We start from the raw sequence: 17,151 nt of genomic DNA on the forward strand, positions 1-17,151 counted from the left end.
GATCAGCGGTCGGCCAGCGCCTGCTCCGCGGCCGACAGCCACTCCCGCCACTGCTGGGCCTGCTCGTCGGCCTTCTTCGCGCGCCGCTCGTCACCGGCCGCACGGGCCTTGCTGGCCTGCGCCTCGAACTGCTCGACCCGGTCGCGGAACTGGTCGACCCTGGCCTGGGCCTCCGGGTCGGTGCGGCGCCACTGGGCGTCGGAGGCGGACCGGACCTTGTCGGCCACCGCCCGCAGCCTGCCCTCCAGCTCGCGCATCCGCTCGCGGGGCACCTTGCCGATCTCGTCCCACCGCTCCTGGACGCGGTGCAGCTGGTTCTGCGCCGTCTTGAGGTCGGCGGACGGGTCGATCTGCTCGGCCTCGGCCAGCAGCTCCTCCTTGAGCTTGGCGTGCTCGGCGAACTCGGCGTCGCGCTCGTTGAACGCCTCGGAGCGGCGGGCGAAGAACCGGTCCTGCGCGGCGCGGAAGCGCTGCCACAGCGCCTCGTCGGTGTCGCGCGGCGCCCGGCCCGCCGCCTTCCAGTCGGCCATGAGCTGCTTGTAGCGGCTGGCCGTCGGACCCCAGTCGGTGGACTCGGTCAGCGACTCGGCCTCGTCGACCAGCTCCTGCTTGCGGGACTTGGCCGCGGCCCGCTGGCGGTCGAGGTCGGCGAAGTGCGAACCGCGCCTGCGGTTGAAGGCGTCCCGGGCCTTGGAGAAGCGCCGCCACAGCTGCTCGTCGGTCTTGCGGTCGACGCCGCGGATGGTCTTCCACTCGTCGAGGATGGCGCGCAGCCGGTCGCCCGCGTTCTTCCAGTGGGTGGCCTCGGCGCCGATCTGCTCGGCCTCGACGACCAGCGCCTCCTTGCGCGCGACGGCGTCGGCCCTGGCCTGCTCCTTCTCCGCCTTGGCGTGCTCGACGGCCTGCTCGGCGCTCGCCACGACGTGGTCGACCCGCGCGGCCAGTGCCTCGAGGTCGCCGACGACGGCGGCCTCGGCCAGGCCGTCGCGCAGGTGGCGGGCGCTGGTCAGGGTGTGCTTGGGCTCCCCGGCGTGGGTGCTCAGGCGGGTCTCCAGCAGCTCCACCTCGGTGAGCATGTCGTCGAACTTGCGCGCGTAGTGCGCCAGTCCCTCGGCCGTGTCACCGGCCTGCCACGAGCCCACGGCGCGTTCACCGTCGGTGGTTCTGACGTACACCGTGCCGTCGGTGTCCACCCGGCCCCACTTCGAGGGATCGGCGGACGCGGCAGGCACTGCGGGCGCGGTGCCGGCTGTACCGGCCTTGCCGGTGGTCGAGTCCGCAGCCTTGTTGGCGGCGGTCTCCGGGGTCGTGTCCTGGTGCGTCATGGCCGGCTTCCTCCTTGCGTGCCCGCTCCGGTGCCCGTGTCGAGCACGGGCGCCCCGCCGCGGCGGGGCCCAGCAAGCGTCGACCCGAACCCGATGCCGGTCCGGCCTCCGCTGGCGCATTCAAACAGGTGGCGGCGCGAACCGGTACCTCGAGGCGCGCTTGCTGCGCCCCGGGCGCCGAAGCGGCGAACCGGACTCGTGACCCGCACGGCGTTCATTGTGATCGCCCGGGTCCGAGGTCGCAGACGGTGGTGGCGACAAGCCGCTGCCACGGCGTCGCCCGATCGCCGAGTCCCTGCTCCGCTCACTCTCGTCCGTGACCTCTACCGTGGACAGGTGTGATCACCCGTGTCGCTGTGGTGCCGTACCCGCCGTTGCTGATTCCGGAACTGACCGTGCGGTCGGGAGCGGAAACAGGGCAACTGCGGGGCGCCTGCTTGCGCGCCGTGTCCAGTCTGACGGAAGTCGCGGCCGAATGGGTGGCGGTTGGCGTAGATCGTTTCGGTCCCGCCGTGCTCGGACCGGCGACTACCGGCAGCTTCTCCTCCTTCGGAGTCGACGTGCCGGTCTCGCTGAGCGCCGGGCGTCCGGCTGCCTGCGGAGCCGACCCGCTGCTGCCGCTGCCCGCGCTGGTCACCGGCTGGCTGCGCGCCCAGGCCGGTGCGGCGCAGGCGACGGCCCACCTGCTCGCGCCGGACCTCGAGGCGGAGCGGTGCCGCGAGTACGGCCGCGAACTGGCCGCCGGTCCGGAACCGGTGGGGCTGCTGGTGCTGGCCGACGGCACGAACTGCCGCACGGAGCGCTCGCCGAACCCGCCCGACGAGCGCGCCGAGCCGGTCGACGAACTGCTGCGCACCGCCCTCGCCGAGGCCGACGCAGGCCGCCTGCTGGAGCTGGACGCCACCGTGGCCGCGCAGGTCGGTGTCGAAGGGCGGGCGGCGCTGCACGCGCTGGCCGGGGCGGCGGAGGGCGGCCGGTGGCGGGGCAAGCTGCTCTACTCGGACGTGCCGTTCGGCGTGACCTACCACGTGGCCGTCTGGTCGCGGCTCTAGCACGAAGTCCCGCGACGCCACCCCGAGTACTCCGTTCCCACAGGTTCTAAGGTCGAGCTGTGTCCACAGTGTCCTCATCCCGAGGGTCCGCGCCGCGCCTGCTCGCGATCGTCGGACCCACCGGCACCGGCAAGTCGGACCTGGCCGTCGACCTCGCCGAGCAGCTCGGCGGCGAGGTGGTCAACGCCGACGCCATGCAGCTCTACCGGGGCATGGACATCGGGACCGCCAAGCTGACGACCGCCGAGCGGCGCGGCGTCCCGCACCACCTGCTCGACGTCCTCGACGTGACGGAAACCGCTTCGGTCGCCGCCTACCAGCGTCACGCCCGCCACGCCGTCGAGCAGCTGCTGGAAGCGGGCCGCACACCACTGCTCGTCGGCGGCTCCGGCCTCTACGTCCAGGCCGTGCTGGACGACCTCGCCTTCCCCGGCACCGACGAACAGGTCCGGGCGCGCTGGGAGGACGAGCTGCACCTGCACGGCGCGGCCGTCCTGCACCGGCGGTTGCGGGAGCTGGACCCGGTGGCCGCCGACGCGATCCTGCCCACCAACGGCAGGCGCCTGGTCCGCGCGCTCGAGGTCATCGAGATCACCGGCAAGCCGTTCTCCGCGCACCTGCCCAAGCCCGGCCCGCCCCGCTACGGCGCGGTGCTGGTCGGGCTCGACCGGGAGGTCGCGGAGCTGGACGACCGCATCGACCAGCGGGTGACGCGGATGTTCGACAACGGCCTGGTCGAGGAGGTCCGCGAGCTGGAGGAGCAGGGCCTGCGGCGCGGCCGGACCGCCTCCCGGGCCCTGGGCTACCAGCAGGTGCTCGCCGAGCTCGACGGTGCGGGCGACATGGCCGCCGCCGCGGCCGAGACCGCGAAGCTGCACCGCAGGTTCGTCCGGCGCCAGCGCTCGTGGTTCCGGCGGGACAAGCGCATCCGGTGGTTCGACGCCGCCCGGCAAGGCCTGGCAGGCGACGTGCGGGCGCTGCTGGATACGTAGACTGGCGGCGTGCGTTACTCCGACGGGTCCCAGTTCGGCGAGGGGCCGCTGTTCCTCAAGGGCCACGGAACCGAGAACGACTTCGTGATCCTGCCCGACCCCGACGGCGAGCTGAAGCTCACCGACTCCCGGGTGCAGGCCCTGTGCGACCGCAGGCGCGGGCTCGGCGCCGACGGCGTGCTGCGCGTCGTGCGCGCCGCGGCCCTGGAGGACGCGCCCGACTCGGTCCCGGGCGACGTGTGGTTCATGGACTACCGCAACGCCGACGGGTCGGTCGCCGAGATGTGCGGCAACGGCGTCCGGGTCTTCGCGAACTACCTGGTGCACGCGGGGCTGGCTGAACCGGGGGAGATCCAGGTCGGCACCCGGGCAGGCGTGCGGCCGGTCGTGACGCGAGCCGACGGCCGGGTGACCGTGGACATGGGGCCCGCCGCCCTGTTCGGCCGGTCGCGCACCGCGGTCGGCAAGGAGAACTTCCCCGGCGTCGCCGTCGACCTCGGCAACCCGCACCTGGCCTGCGTGACCGAAGCGGACCTCGACGGCCTCGACCTGTCGTCGCAGCCGCCGTTCGACCCGCAGGTGTTCCCCAACGGGGTGAACATCGAGTTCGTGCAGCGCACCGGTCCCGGCCGGGTGCGGATGCGCGTGTACGAGCGGGGCGTCGGAGAGACCCGCTCCTGCGGCACCGGGACCGTCGCCGCCACCGTCGCCGCGCTGGACGCCGACGGTGCCACCACAGGGCACCGGATCGTCGACGTGCCTGGTGGGACGGTCGAGGTGGAAGTGACCGAGCAGACCTCCACCCTCACCGGACCCGCCGTGCTCGTGGCCGCCGGCAGGCTCGACGCGCTGTGGTGGGAACTGGCGTGACCGGCGGTTCCCACGTCCGAAGGCTGAAATCCAGTCGCGTGGCGTGGGACAATGGACCTGATATGAAGAAATCCGCAATCAGGTCCGCCGACTTCCACCCCGCCGAGAGCAACGGGGCCGTGCCCCACGACTCCGGGTTCGGCCAGGCTGAAGCCGACGTCTACGACCCCATCCTCGCCGAGGAACCTTCCACGGGTGAAATGGAGCTCGCCGACCGCAACTCGTTGCGGCGGGTGTCCGGCCTTTCCACCGAGCTCGCCGACATCACCGAGGTCGAGTACCGGCGGCTGCGCCTGGAGCGGGTCGTCCTGGTCGGTGTGTGGACCGAGGGCGACGCCCAGCACGCCGAGGACTCACTGGCCGAGCTCGGCAGGCTCGCCGAGACGGCGGGCTCGGAGGTGCTGGAGGGGCTGGTCCAGCGCCGCGACCGCCCCGACCCGTCCACCTACGTCGGCTCGGGCAAGGTCCGCGAGCTGCGGGAGGTCGTGGTCGCCACCGGCGCCGACACCGTCATCTGCGACGGTGAGCTCTCGCCCGGCCAGCTCCGGCAGCTGGAGGACAAGCTCAAGGTCAAGGTCATCGACCGTACGGCGCTGATCCTGGACATCTTCGCCCAGCACGCCAGCTCCAAGGAGGGCAAGGCCCAGGTCGAGCTGGCGCAGCTGCAGTACCTGCTGCCACGGCTGCGAGGTTGGGGTGAGGCGATGTCCCGGCAGGCGGGTGGCCGTGCGGGCGGCGCGAGCGGCGGCGTCGGTACCCGTGGTCCCGGTGAGACCAAGCTGGAGACCGACCGGCGGCGCATCCACAAGCGCATCAGCAAGCTGCGCAAGGAGATCGCCGCGATGCGCACGGTCCGCGGCACCAAGCGGGGCCGGCGCGAGGCCAACGGCGTGCCGGGCGTGGCCATCGCCGGCTACACCAACGCGGGCAAGTCCAGCCTGCTCAACGCCCTGACCGGTGCGGGCGTGCTGGTCGAGGACGCCCTGTTCGCCACCCTGGACCCGACCACCCGCCGCGCGGACACCCCCGACGGCAGGCCGCACACGCTCACCGACACGGTGGGCTTCGTCCGCCACCTGCCGCACCAGCTGGTCGAGGCGTTCCGCTCGACGCTGGAGGAGGTCACCGGGGCGGACCTGCTGGTCCACGTCGTCGACGGTGCGGAGCAGGCGCCGCACGAGCAGGTGGCGGCGGTCCGCGAGGTGCTCGGCGAGATCGCCGAGGAGCACGGGGCCCCGGTCCCGCCGGAGCTGCTGGTCGTCAACAAGATCGACTCGGTGGGCGCGACCCGGATCGCCGAGCTGCGCAGGCTGCTGCCCGGCGCGGTGTTCGTCTCCGCGCAAAGCGGTCAGGGCGTCGAGGCGCTGCGGGAGATCATCGCCGACCGCCTTCCGCGGCCGGAGGTCTTCGTCGACGCGCTGGTGCCCTACACGCGCGGTGAGCTGGTGGCGCGAGTGCACTCCGAAGGGGAACTGGTCGACGAGGAGCACACCGCCGAAGGCACCCGGCTGCGGGCGAAGGTCCGTTCCGACCTGGCCAGCGCGCTGAAGCCGTTCGTGGGCGCTGGGTGAGGTCGGCCCGTTGGGGCGGTGCGGCCGCGGTCGCGCTGTTGCTGGCCATGCTGTCCGGCGCGGTGGCGACCGCTCAGGCCCCGTCGGTGCCGGAGCTGCGGGAGCGGTGCCGCGTCGGTGACTCCGACCTCGACGAGCTGTCCGGCCTGGCCTCCGACGGACGCTCCTGGTACGCCGTCAACGATGGCGGCAGCTCGCTGGAGGTCTACGTACTCGACCCGTCGGACTGCTCGGTGCGCGACGTGCGCACCGGGTCGGCCAACCCGTACGACATCGAGGATCTCGCCCTCGGTGCCGATGGCACGCTCTGGCTGGCCGACACCGGTGACAACGACCGCGACCGCGACTCCATCGCGCTGCACGCCCTGTCGCCCCGCGGCGGTTCGACCTTGTACCGGCTGACCTATCCGAACGGCCCGCGCGACGCCGAGGCGCTGTTGCTGGACCGCGCGGGCGTGCCCTACATCGTGACGAAGGAACCCATCGGCCCGGCGGGTGTGTACCGGCCGACCGGAACCCTGGTCCCGGGCGGCACCGTGCCGATGGAACGGGTGGGCACGATCTCGCTGCGCTCGACGAACACGCCGGGCGGACCGCTTTCGGGGAGCATCGGGTCGGTGCTGGTCACCGGCGGCGCTGCCAGCCGCGACGGCACCGTGGCGGCGATCCGGACCTACACGGAGCTGTACCTCTTCGACGCCCCGGACGGCGACCTGGCGGCGGCGTTCGCGCGTCCGCCGGTGCGCGTGTCGGTGCCGGGCGAACCCCAGGGCGAGGCGATCGCCTGGGAACCTGACGGCACGCTGCTCACGGCGTCGGAGGGAACGGGGGAGCCAGTGCGCGCACTCGCGGGTGCGGCCGACCTCGCCCGGAACCACCCACCAGACGCACCACCCACCCCCGCACGCGACGGCGGTGGCGAAGGTAGCGGCGACAGCGCCGCCCCGCCCGTACCGGCCCCATCAGCAGGGGACGAGGGCCTGTCGAACGGCCAGCTGTTGCTCCTGTGCCTCGGCGTGGCAGGTGTCCTCGTCTTCTTCACCCGCAGAGCCCGCCGCAAGCAGTAGAGCCCATGTCAGCGGTGGCGCGCCGCCAGTTGCGCGAGCCTACTGGCCTGGCACACCCCGTACGCCACCGGAAGCGCTGGCTCGGGCCGCATGGGCACCGCCTGCCCCGCTCCGCAAGTCCGTAAGGCGTTGCCGCGAGGACGTCGTTAAGCCGACAGGGACCGCGCAGCGAGCACGCCGCGCTCCGCCCGGTACCGCTGAGCTGCGGTCCTCCAGGCTCCGCTGACAAGCCGCAAAGCACTGCCCGCCAGCCACCGGCATCCCAACCGCTGAAAGGTCAACCCCAGCCAAAGTCCTCCAGCGAGCCAGCCCAGCTACTCCCTGACCAGGCATTCCCACCCGAGGAGAAGCCGCTGCCGCCGCTGCCCCAAGCACGGCTCGCCAAGCCCAGCCGTAGCAAACCCAGCCCAGGCAAACCCGGCTTCCGTCCAGCGTCAGCCCAGCTCACCCGCAGCCAAACCCGACCGAGCCCAACTCATCCCCAGGTAACAAACCCGCCCCAGCTCCGTTCAGCTGAGCCGCCGCCAACCCGCCCGGCTCCGTTCAACCGAGCCGCAGCAAACCCGCTGGCGGCCCCGTTCAAGCGAGCCGCGGCCAAACCAGCCCCAGCCCCGCTCAGCCGAACCGCCGCCAAACTCCCCAGCTGCGCTCACCGAGCCGCTGCCAACCCGGCCCAGCGTCCCCTTAGCCGAGCCGCTGCCAACCCAGCTCAGCGTCCCCTTAGCCGAGCCGCTAGCAAACCCAGCTCAGCCTGTCGCCGCTGCGAAAGCGACGCAGCCCGCCGCAGCCAAACCCAGCCCATCTCAGCCAAGCCCCAGCCAGCCTCAGCCAAGCCCCAGCCAGCCAAGTTCAGCCAAGTCAGCCGGAAGCCAGCCCAGCAGAGCCCTGCCACCAACCTCCGCCCGCTGCCCGCTACCCATCAGCCCGCCGGTCGTCAGCCCGCCGGTGACCCGGCCCGCCGGTCGCCCGCACGGCACCCGCCGGTGACCCGGCGGCGGCGATCGTCAGAGCCTGCGCAGCACTGCGACGACCTTGCCCAGGATGGTCGCGTCGTCGCCGAGGATGGGCTCGTAAGCCTGGTTATGCGGGACGAGCCAGACGTGGTCCTCGGTCCGCTTGAACGTCTTGACCGTCGCCTCGCCCTCGATCATCGCCGCGACGACGTCGCCGTTCTCGGCGTCGGGCTGCTGCCTGACCGCGACCCAGTCGCCGTCGGTGATCGCCAGGTCGATCATCGAGTCGCCGACGACCTGCAGCAGGAACAGCGAGCCCTCGCCGACGATCTCCTTCGGCAGCGGGAAGACGTCCTCGATCGACTCCTCGGCGAGGATCGGACCGCCCGCCGCGATCCGGCCGACCACCGGCACGTAGGTGGGCTTGGTCTGCGTGCCCAGGTCTCCGCCGTTCTGCTCGCCGCCCGCCACCAGCACACCGACGGTGCGCGGACGGTGCGGGTCGCGCCGCAGATAGCCCTTCCGCTCCAGCACCCGGAGCTGGTAGGCCACCGACGAGGTCGAGGTGAGCCCCACGGCGTCACCGATCTCGCGGACGCTCGGCGGGTAGCCGTGGTCGCGCATCCAGTCGCGGATGGCGTCGAGCACCTTCAGCTGCCGCTCGCTGAGCTCCTCCGTGCCGTTCGGCTGCTCGGGCAGCGTGTGCACGTCGGCCTCCGCGCTGTCGACGTCGCGCACGGCGCCCTTGATCGAACCGGTCGCATCACTCGCCACCACTGCCTCCAGGTTTCGTGTTCGCGGGTCGATTGCGCCTTGCTGGTATCAGTTTCCACAGTAGACGGGAGGTAGGCAGAGATCAAACACCTGTTCGAGTTAATTTTGGCTCGAAAGGCTCGCTTTCGACGGCACTCTTGGTACACAATCGCACGCAGGTTCGATCGAACATCTATTCGATCTTGATCACGTGTGCGGGAGGCGCCATGGCGGTGTTGGTCGGTGCGACGGCGCGGACACGCTCGGCCGAGGGTCGAACTGCTGGTCAGGAGGGTGGTGCGCCGCCGCCGGAAGTGGGGCGTGCCGTCGTCCGGTGGCGCGCGGCATCGCGCCGCGACCGGCTTTCGCGTGCTGGGCAACTCCCGCGTGCGCGCGCCGTGGGCAGGTCTCGGATCGCGGGGGAGTGGATGTGCCTGGCCTCGGTCGGTGCGTTCACGTTCCTCATGGTTCTGCTGGTCGGTCTCGTCGGACCCGTTGGCGGGATGGGTGCGGAGCCCGTACCGGCCGGCACCGCCGTCGTGCAGGTTCGGACGGGCGACACCCTCTGGGAGCTGGCGGAGAGGTTCGCGCCGGCCAGCGATCCTCGCCTGGTCGTGGACCGGATCGCGCAGATGAACGGGCTGAGCGGCGTGACGGCGGAGGTGGGTCGGCCCCTGGTGGTGCCGATGGAAAGGCCGTGAGGGCACTGCGCCCGATCGGGTGTCACATGAATGGGTGTCACGCACATGGGGAGCGTCAGTTCCGATCAGCCTGTGCGGTTGGTCGGTGTTCGATCAGAGGCGTCATGCCATAGCGCCCGGCTTTGCCGCACGGATGGGCTTCGGCGAGTGCGGGTTCCGCGGTTCCCCTGCCCGTGCCGACCACAGTCGCGCCGACTCCGCGCTCAGTCCGGACTGGCCGTCCGCAGGCGCCCGATCGCCGATGGGCCGTCCTCGCGGGTGTCGGCCGTCTCGCTCCATGTCTGCCTCCGCCCCGCTCTCGCCGTCCGTATCCGGCTCGAGCCTCCCAGCCGTCCGCTCGCCTTCCGACGTCGTCCCGGCGAGCCGCCCAGCCCGCTGACTCCTGGCCCCCGGCAGCTGACGCCCGGTCTGCGCCCGGGCCCGCCGGTCGTCCTCGGGGCAGCCCGACCGGCCACCGCTGCGGCCGCAGCCGCGGGGCCCCGCCGTACGTGTCTCGGGGGCTCATCGGGCCCCTCTGGTTCCGTTGGGCCGCCCCTCCGGGGCTCTCCACGTCCCCGCCCCAGGCCCGCCGGACCACCCCTCCGGGGCGTTCCCCGCGGGTCGGCGGCGTTGTTCGCCCGGCCGTCGGCGGAAGGTCACCCCGGTTTGCCTCGCCGTTCGGGCAGGTTTAGAGTCGACCACAACATCTAGTAGTTACGTCGATGTGTTTACTCCACAGGTTGGGCCTGCGGGGTATCTGTCCGTCCACGGACAGTGAGTGTCGCGCACCGCTTCCGGGCGTGCGCGCGTGGTACTGGGGAAGGGGGTGAGTGCCGGTGCGGTGCCCATTCTGCCGTGGTGATGATTCGCGGGTCGTCGACTCCCGGGAAGTCGAGGACGGTCAGGCGATCCGGCGACGGCGGTCCTGCTCTGGCTGCGGCCGCAGGTTCACCACGATCGAGGAACTCGTGCTCTCGGTGGTCAAGCGCTCCGGCGTCACCGAGCCTTTCAGCCGGGAGAAGGTGGTCCGCGGCGTCGCCCGGGCGTGCCAGGGCCGCCCGGTCGAGGAGGACGCGCTGCAGCAGCTGGCGCACCAGGTGGAGGACACCGTGCGCTCGCTGGGAGTGTCGGAGCTGCCGAGCCACGAGGTCGGGCTGGCGATCCTGGGGCCGCTGCGCGAGCTGGACGAGGTGGCCTACCTCCGCTTCGCCAGCGTGTACCGGGCGTTCTCCTCGGTGGAGGACTTCGAGAAGGAGATCGCCGATCTGCGGTCGCTGCGCGGAGCCGCGCGGCCCCCGGAGGGGTCTGGAACCGCGCAAGCCGGTTCCGAGGCGGGAGACGGGCCGGGAGCTGGATCGAGCGATCCCGAAGGTGTGAAGGCGGAGAAGAGCAGTGAGTAAGCCACGCCGACGGACATCCCGCCGAGGGGCGGCGGGACTCCGGAGGCGGTCGGCGCCCCTCGGCGGGGCGCGACGTGACAGTGAGACGCGACCGAACCGGACGGGGAGCCCGGACGGGGGCAACGCACGACCAGTGAGCGACAAGGAAGAGGGTCAGGTCATGACAGAGACCGTCGGTGCTGCGGGGGAGCCGGACACAGGTGCCCGGAAGCAGGGCATCCGGGTGCAGCGCGTCTACACCACCGAGGGGGTGCATCCCTACGACGAGGTGACGTGGGAGCGCCGCGACGTGGTGATGACGAACTGGCGGGACGGCTCGGTCAACTTCGAGCAGCGCGGGGTCGAGTTCCCCGAGTTCTGGTCGCTGAACGCGGTCAACATCGTGACCAGCAAGTACTTCCGCGGTGCGGTGGGCAGCGACAAGCGTGAGAGCAGCCTCAAGCAGCTCATCGACCGCGTGGTCAAGACCTACGTGCGCAACGGCGTCGAGCACGGCTACTTCGCCACCGACGCGGACGCGGAGATCTTCGAGCACGAGCTGACCTGGATGCTGATGCACCAGGTGTTCAGCTTCAACTCCCCGGTCTGGTTCAACGTCGGCACCAGCTCGCGCCAGCAGGTCTCGGCCTGCTTCATCCTCTCCGTCGACGACACGATGGAGTCGATCCTCAACTGGTACAAGGAAGAGGGCCTGATCTTCAAGGGCGGTTCCGGCGCGGGCCTGAACCTGTCCCGGATCCGTTCGTCGCGGGAGCTGCTGTCCTCGGGTGGCACGGCTTCGGGGCCGGTGTCGTTCATGCGCGGCGCGGACGCCTCCGCCGGCACCATCAAGTCCGGTGGCGCCACCCGCCGTGCGGCGAAGATGGTCGTGCTCGACGTCGACCACCCCGACATCGAGGAGTTCATCGAGACCAAGGCCAAGGAGGAGCACAAGATCCGCGCGCTGCGGGACGCGGGCTTCGACATGGACCTCGGCGGCGCCGACAGCGCGTCGGTGCAGTACCAGAACGCCAACAACTCGGTCCGGGTCTCCGACGAGTTCATGCGCTCGGTGGAGAGCGACGGCAAGTTCGGGCTGCGTTCGCGCACCGACGGCTCGGTCATCGAGTCGGTCGGAGCGCGGGAGCTGTTCCGCAAGGTCGCAAAGGCCGCGTGGGAGTGCGCCGACCCGGGCATCCAGTACGACGACACGATCAACGACTGGCACACCTCGCCGGAGACCGGCCGGATCTCGGCGTCCAACCCGTGCTCGGAGTACATGCACCTGGACAACTCCAGCTGCAACCTCGCGTCGCTGAACCTGATGAAGTTCCTGCGCGAGGACCTGACCTTCGACGCGGAGCTGTTCGAGAAGACCGTCGAGTTCGTCATCACCGCGATGGACATCTCGATCTCCTTCGCCGACTTCCCGACCGAGGCGATCGGCGACACCACCCGCAAGTTCCGCCAGCTCGGCATCGGCTACGCCAACCTCGGCGCGCTGCTGATGGCCACCGGCCACGCCTACGACTCCGACGGCGGCCGGGCGCTGGCGGCGTCGATCACCTCGCTGATGACCGGTACCGCCTACAAGCGTTCGGCGGAGCTGGCCGGCGCGGTCGGCCCGTACGAGGGCTACGCCCGCAACGCCGACGGCCACCAGCGGGTCATGCGCAAGCACGCGGCGGCCAACGACCTGGTGCGCACCTACCACAAGAACGACGTCGCGGTGCACAAGCTGGCGACGAAGGTGTGGCAGGAGGGCCTGGAGATCGGTGCCCGCAACGGCTGGCGCAACGCGCAGGCGTCGGTGCTGGCTCCCACCGGCACCATCGGCCTGATGATGGACTGCGACACCACCGGCATCGAGCCCGACCTGGCGCTGGTGAAGTTCAAGAAGCTGGTCGGCGGCGGCTCGATGCAGATCGTCAACCAGACGGTGCCGCGGGCGCTGAAGGCGCTGGGCTACCAGCAGGAGCAGATCGAGGCGGTCGTCGAGTACATCGCCGAGCACGGCCACGTCATCGACGCGCCGGGACTGCGCCCGGAGCACTACGAGGTCTTCGACTGCGCGATGGGCGAGCGTTCGATCGCTCCCATGGGCCACGTGCGGATGATGGCCGCGGTGCAGCCGTTCCTGTCGGGTGCGATCTCCAAGACGGTGAACATGCCGGAGTCGGCCAGCGTCGCCGACGTCGAGGAGATCTACTTCGAGGGCTGGAAGCTTGGCCTGAAGGCGCTGGCGATCTACCGCGACAACTGCAAGGTCGGCCAGCCGCTGTCGGCGGGCAAGGGCGACAAGGGCGAGTCGGAGAAGGCGGTCGAGAAGCAGATCGAGTACCGCCCGGTCCGCAAGCGCCTGCCGAAGAAGCGCCCGAGCCAGACGGTGTCGTTCACCGTCGGCGGTGCCGAGGGCTACCTGCACGCGGGCTCCTACCCGGACGACGGTCTCGGCGAGATCTTCGTCAAGCTGGGCAAGCAGGGTTCGACCCTGGCCGGTGTGATGGACGCCTTCTCGATGTCGATCTCGGTGGGTCTGCAGTACGGCATCCCGCTGGAGTTCTACGTCTCGAAGTTCCAGAACCTGCGCTTCGAGCCTGCGGGCATGACCGACGACCCGGACGTGCGGATGGCCAGCAGCGTGCTGGACTACCTGTTCCGGCGGCTGGCCCTGGACTACCTGTCGTACGAGAAGCGGGCGCAGCTGGGCATCTTCACCATCGAGGAGCGCACCGCGCAGGTCAACGGCTACGACGAGTCCGGTTCCTCGGACGACGACGGCGTCGACCTGGACACGCTGCGGTCCACGGTGGACTCCTCGGTCCGCGAGGCCCGGGAGTCCGAGCAGGACGGTGACGACGACAAGCGCGTCGGCAGCTCGACCGAGCTGCTGGAGCTGCGGCTCGGCAAGGCCGCGGACGCTCCGCTGTGCATGACCTGCGGCACGAAGATGCGTCCGTCGGGCTCCTGCTACCTGTGCGAGGGCTGCGGCTCGACCTCCGGTTGCAGCTGATCGCGAGATCCCGTGCGGTGGGAGGGGAGTCGGCCGATCCGGCCGGCTCCCCTCTCGTGTTGGCTTGGAAGGACTGCACTGGGCGATGGCGGCAGTGTCGATCCGCGATGTTGTGTTCCCGCTGCACACCCTGGACCCCGACGCGTGTGATGACTCGGATCTGCAGGTGTTGCGGGATGTGGTCGGGGACGCGCGCGTGGTCTGCCTCGGCGAGAGCTTGCACTTCGCCTCGGAGTTCTACCGGCTGCGCGACCGCGTGCTGCGTTTCCTGGTGCGCGAGCTCGGATTCTCCGCGTTCGTCCTGGAGTCCGGCCTGCCGGAGGGATTGCTGGTCGACGACTGGGTCCGTGGCGGGCCCGGCGATCTCGCTCAGGTCGCGCGCCGCGGTATCACCTACGCCTTCGGCCGGTGTGAAGAGATGCACGTCCAACTGCGGTGGATGCGGAGCTGGAACGCCGCCGGCAAGCGCAAGCTGGGCTTCTACGGCATGGATGTGCCGGGTTGGTGCGCCGATCCGGGTCCTGGAGTCGCGGCATGCCTCGCGAGGCTCGACCCCATGCCCGGGGACCGGGAGCTGCTGGCCGCCGCTGATCTGGGGGAACCCACTGGCGCGCCCTCCCCGGACGCGGGAGGTACGACCGGTGCGCCGGCGGGGCTTGCGCGCAAGATGGCCGAGCTCACCGCGCGGGCGAGTGCGGTCGGCGACGATCTCGCGTTGCAGTGCGCCCGCGGCGCGGAGCGGGTGGTCGAGTTCCTCTCGCACGGCCTCTACCCGGGCCCGGGTCGCAACCTGCGCAACGACGTCATGGCCGACAACCTCCGGTGGATCCTCGATCGGGAGGACCGCATCGTTGTCGGTGCCCACAACGTCCACCTGCAACGCGCCCCGTCCTTCGACGGCACCGCTCCCGTAGGAAGCCTCCTGGCGCCCGTGCTGGGCGATGATCTGGTCGTCATCGGCACAACCCGCGGTGCCGGGCCCGTACCCGATCTCGACCTCTGTGCCGACCCGGCCAGACGCTTCTTCGCCCCGGGCAGCGAATCCCCGCCGCCACCTCACTCGCTGGACGCGGTCCTGGACGCGGCGGAGCTCCCGCACCACCTCGTGGACCTGCGCCGCACCCCTCCGGAAACCATCGGCGCAGCCACGGCCATGTCCGCCCAGAACGCATTGGTGGACCTCGACCCTCGGCAGGCGTTCGACGCCATCATCCACGTCCGCCGGATCACCCCGGCCCATGGCGCCGCCGACAGTCCGTCCAACCCCATCGAGCGCTGAGCCGCGGGACTGCCCGGCCAAGAGGGCAGCGGGCACTCAGCTCCGCTGATCCCCGCCAACGGCGTGCAGGGCGCCGAACAGCGCGCCGAGGCACAGCTCGCGCAGTTCCGATCGCGAGAAGCTCTCGTGCACCAGCCATTCCACGCAGATGGACCGGACGAACACCAGCCAGGCGTGCAGGGTGGCCGACACGACCTCCCGGGGCAGGTCCGCGAACTCCGACGACTCGAGCATGCTGCGCCGCAGCTCCGCCAACTCGTCGAAGATGATTGCCTAGCGGCAAATCTCGTGCTGCGCGTGCGGCCGACGTCGGTCGTTCTGGCCACGTTCGTCGAGCACCACCGCCGTGCCAGCCGCTTCCTCCGGCCGCTCCTCGTGCCCGTGCATCACCTGATCCTGCGCTACCTGCTCGCCCGGGCGGCGAAAGCCCGGGGAGGACACTGTGGACGAATGCCGATCGCGGTGGGGTGACCTGAAGTCGCACCGGCGTGGCGCCACTGATCGCTATTCTCGGATGCGCCGCCCACCCGTGAGAGCGGCAGGCCGAACAGGAGTCCTGATGTCCCTGAGCACCGAAGACGTCGTCGCCGAGGTCCGCGCGGGCCACGCCCGCATCGCCGCGCTCGTGGAAGGACTCGGCGACGCGCAGGCCCGCGGCGGCTCGGCGTTGCCGGGTTGGTCGCGCGGGCACGTCCTCACGCATCTCGCCGACCTGGCGCGTGCGTTCACCCGGGTCACGGAACACGCGCTGCGGGGACGGCTCGTCGAGGTCTACGAGGGAGGCCGGCCTGCGCGGGACGCGTCGATCGAGGCGGGTTCCGGACGGTCGGCGGCCGAGCTGCGTGCCGAGGTCGTCGAGTCGGCCGAGGAGCTGGACAACGCCTGGAAGCAGGTGGACTCCGAAGGCTGGCAGCGTCCGGTGACCTACCGCGACGGCGTGCTGCTCGACGTCCTGCACTGCCGGTGGCGCGAGGTCGAGATCCACGCCGCCGACCTGGCACTCGGACGCGTGCCCGCCGACTGGTCCCCGGACTTCTGCGCGCACGCCCTGGACTTCCTGGCTCCCCGGACGCCGGAAGGCATGGCTTTGACCCTCCGCCCCGACGACTCCGACCTGCGGCGGCAGTGGGGTAGCGGCGAACCGGTCGAAGTGCGCGGCGCGCTCACCGACCTGACCGCGTGGATGGCTGGCCGCACGCCGACGGGACCGCTGGTCAGCAGCAGCGGTGCGGCCCCGCAGCTCGGCCCCTGGCCGTGAGCCGCACCGGTGGCTCCCCGGAGACCGAAGAGTTCGAAGCGCTGCGTCCGCGCATGTTCGGACTGGCCTACCGGTTGCTGGGTTCCGCGCACGACGCTGAGGACGTCGTTCAGGACGCCTTCCTCCGGTGGCAGGCCGCGGACCGCGCGGCGGTGCGGAGCCCGTGGGCCTGGCTGGCCAAGGTCGTCACCAACCTCGCGCTGAACCGGCTGACCTCCGCCCCGGTGCGCCGCGAACGCTATGTCGGACAGTGGCTGCCAGAACCGGTGCTGACGACAACCGGAGTGCTGGGGCCGCTGGAAACGGCGGAGCAGCGGGAATCGGTGTCGCTGGCGCTGCTGGTGCTCCTCGAACGGCTCAAGCCCACCGAACGCGCCGTCTACGTCCTGCGGGAGGCGTTCGGGTACGGCCACCGCGAGGTCGCCGACGTCCTCGGCATCACCGAGGCGAACTCGCGGCAGATCCACCGCCGCGCCCGCGCATCGCTCGAAGGCGCGACGGTTGCCTCGGCCTCGGAGATCTCCGACGCGGACCGGGCCCGCTGGCACGATCTCGTGGTGCGGTTCATGGCGGCCGCTCGCGCGGGCGACCTCGGCGGTCTCGAACAGCTGCTCACCGCGGACGTCACGTCGTGGGCGGATGGCGGCGGCCGGGTCGGCACGGCCCGGCGCCCGGTGCTGGGACGCGACCGGGTCGCCCGCTATCTCGTCGGCGGGTTCACCCGGTTCGCCGCCGGCGTGGACGTCGTGTTCGACGAGGTGAACGGGGTTCCAGCGGTGCTGGCGCTGGTCGGCGGGGCTGTGTTCGGGGTGCTCGTGCCCGAGTTCTCCGGCGGGCGGATCAGCGCCCTGCGCATCATCGCGAACCCGGACAAGCTGGTGTTCATCGCTCGCCAGTCCGCTACCGTGTCACATCCCGCGGGCTCACCCGGTTCTCACAGGTGACCGATGTTCACCTGA

Annotated in this window: 15 protein-coding genes; 12 read left to right on the forward strand and 3 right to left on the reverse strand. The window is 71.1% G+C overall.

What is annotated here, in order from left to right:
- Positions 1-2: 2 nt before the first annotated feature.
- A complete protein-coding gene (locus tag HUO13_RS11115) occupies positions 3-1,325 on the reverse strand; it encodes a DUF349 domain-containing protein (RefSeq protein ID WP_211901313.1) in 1,323 nt (440 codons plus the stop codon).
- A gap of 512 nt (positions 1,326-1,837) precedes the next feature.
- Between HUO13_RS11115 and HUO13_RS11120 the strand changes: the two genes are divergently transcribed.
- The 5 genes from HUO13_RS11120 (at position 1,838) to HUO13_RS11140 (ending at position 6,877) form a co-directional block, all read left to right on the forward strand.
- A complete protein-coding gene (locus tag HUO13_RS11120; protein ID WP_249124661.1) occupies positions 1,838-2,377 on the forward strand; it encodes a hypothetical protein in 540 nt (179 codons plus the stop codon).
- 59 nt (positions 2,378-2,436) lie between these two features.
- Positions 2,437-3,369 (forward strand): tRNA (adenosine(37)-N6)-dimethylallyltransferase MiaA, encoded by a 933-nt coding sequence (gene miaA, locus HUO13_RS11125; protein WP_211901315.1) that lies wholly within the window; start codon positions 2,437-2,439, stop codon positions 3,367-3,369.
- 9 nt (positions 3,370-3,378) lie between these two features.
- Positions 3,379-4,239 (forward strand): diaminopimelate epimerase, encoded by an 861-nt coding sequence (gene dapF, locus HUO13_RS11130; protein ID WP_211901316.1) that lies wholly within the window; start codon positions 3,379-3,381, stop codon positions 4,237-4,239.
- A 200-nt stretch (positions 4,240-4,439) separates the two neighbouring features.
- The gene (hflX, locus tag HUO13_RS11135; protein WP_249125086.1) at positions 4,440-5,810 is read left to right on the forward strand and encodes a GTPase HflX; all 1,371 of its coding nucleotides are present in this window, start codon (positions 4,440-4,442) and stop codon (positions 5,808-5,810) included.
- A complete protein-coding gene (locus HUO13_RS11140) occupies positions 5,807-6,877 on the forward strand; it encodes a hypothetical protein (RefSeq protein ID WP_249124663.1) in 1,071 nt (356 codons plus the stop codon). Before hflX ends, HUO13_RS11140 begins: the two co-directional genes overlap by 4 nt.
- Before the next feature lie 1,004 nt (positions 6,878-7,881).
- Here HUO13_RS11140 and lexA read toward each other — a convergent pair.
- Entirely contained in the window at positions 7,882-8,604 is a 723-nt protein-coding gene (gene lexA / locus HUO13_RS11145; protein WP_249124664.1) for a transcriptional repressor LexA, read from the reverse strand.
- A 206-nt stretch (positions 8,605-8,810) separates the two neighbouring features.
- Between lexA and HUO13_RS37350 the strand changes: the two genes are divergently transcribed.
- From HUO13_RS37350 to HUO13_RS11165, 4 genes are all read left to right on the forward strand, one after another.
- Positions 8,811-9,284 (forward strand): LysM peptidoglycan-binding domain-containing protein, encoded by a 474-nt coding sequence (locus HUO13_RS37350; protein WP_249124667.1) that lies wholly within the window; start codon positions 8,811-8,813, stop codon positions 9,282-9,284.
- An 815-nt stretch (positions 9,285-10,099) separates the two neighbouring features.
- Positions 10,100-10,663 carry a transcriptional regulator NrdR gene (nrdR, locus tag HUO13_RS11155; protein WP_211901317.1) on the forward strand — a complete coding sequence of 188 codons (564 nt, stop codon included), beginning with the start codon at positions 10,100-10,102 and terminating at the stop codon, positions 10,661-10,663.
- A gap of 160 nt (positions 10,664-10,823) precedes the next feature.
- Positions 10,824-13,655: a vitamin B12-dependent ribonucleotide reductase gene (locus tag HUO13_RS11160; protein ID WP_211901318.1), complete on the forward strand. Its 2,832-nt coding sequence runs from the start codon at positions 10,824-10,826 to the stop codon at positions 13,653-13,655.
- 85 nt (positions 13,656-13,740) lie between these two features.
- Positions 13,741-14,934, forward strand: coding sequence for an erythromycin esterase family protein (locus tag HUO13_RS11165; RefSeq protein WP_211901319.1), 1,194 nt, complete (start codon positions 13,741-13,743; stop codon positions 14,932-14,934).
- A 36-nt stretch (positions 14,935-14,970) separates the two neighbouring features.
- Here the strand turns inward: HUO13_RS11165 and HUO13_RS11170 are convergent, their stop codons facing one another.
- Entirely contained in the window at positions 14,971-15,189 is a 219-nt protein-coding gene (locus tag HUO13_RS11170; protein WP_211903426.1) for a hypothetical protein, read from the reverse strand.
- Positions 15,190-15,222: 33 nt separating this feature from the next.
- Between HUO13_RS11170 and HUO13_RS11175 the strand changes: the two genes are divergently transcribed.
- The 3 genes from HUO13_RS11175 (at position 15,223) to sigJ (ending at position 17,136) form a co-directional block, all read left to right on the forward strand.
- A complete protein-coding gene (locus tag HUO13_RS11175; protein ID WP_211901320.1) occupies positions 15,223-15,405 on the forward strand; it encodes a hypothetical protein in 183 nt (60 codons plus the stop codon).
- A gap of 88 nt (positions 15,406-15,493) precedes the next feature.
- Positions 15,494-16,192 carry a maleylpyruvate isomerase family mycothiol-dependent enzyme gene (locus HUO13_RS11180; RefSeq protein ID WP_211901321.1) on the forward strand — a complete coding sequence of 233 codons (699 nt, stop codon included), beginning with the start codon at positions 15,494-15,496 and terminating at the stop codon, positions 16,190-16,192.
- Between the two features lie 53 nt (positions 16,193-16,245).
- Positions 16,246-17,136, forward strand: coding sequence for an RNA polymerase sigma factor SigJ (sigJ, locus tag HUO13_RS11185; protein ID WP_211902826.1), 891 nt, complete (start codon positions 16,246-16,248; stop codon positions 17,134-17,136).
- Positions 17,137-17,151: the final 15 nt, after the last annotated feature.

The sequence above is a fragment of the Saccharopolyspora erythraea genome (assembly GCF_018141105.1).
Taxonomy (GTDB): Bacteria; Actinomycetota; Actinomycetes; order Mycobacteriales; family Pseudonocardiaceae; genus Saccharopolyspora_D; species Saccharopolyspora_D erythraea_A.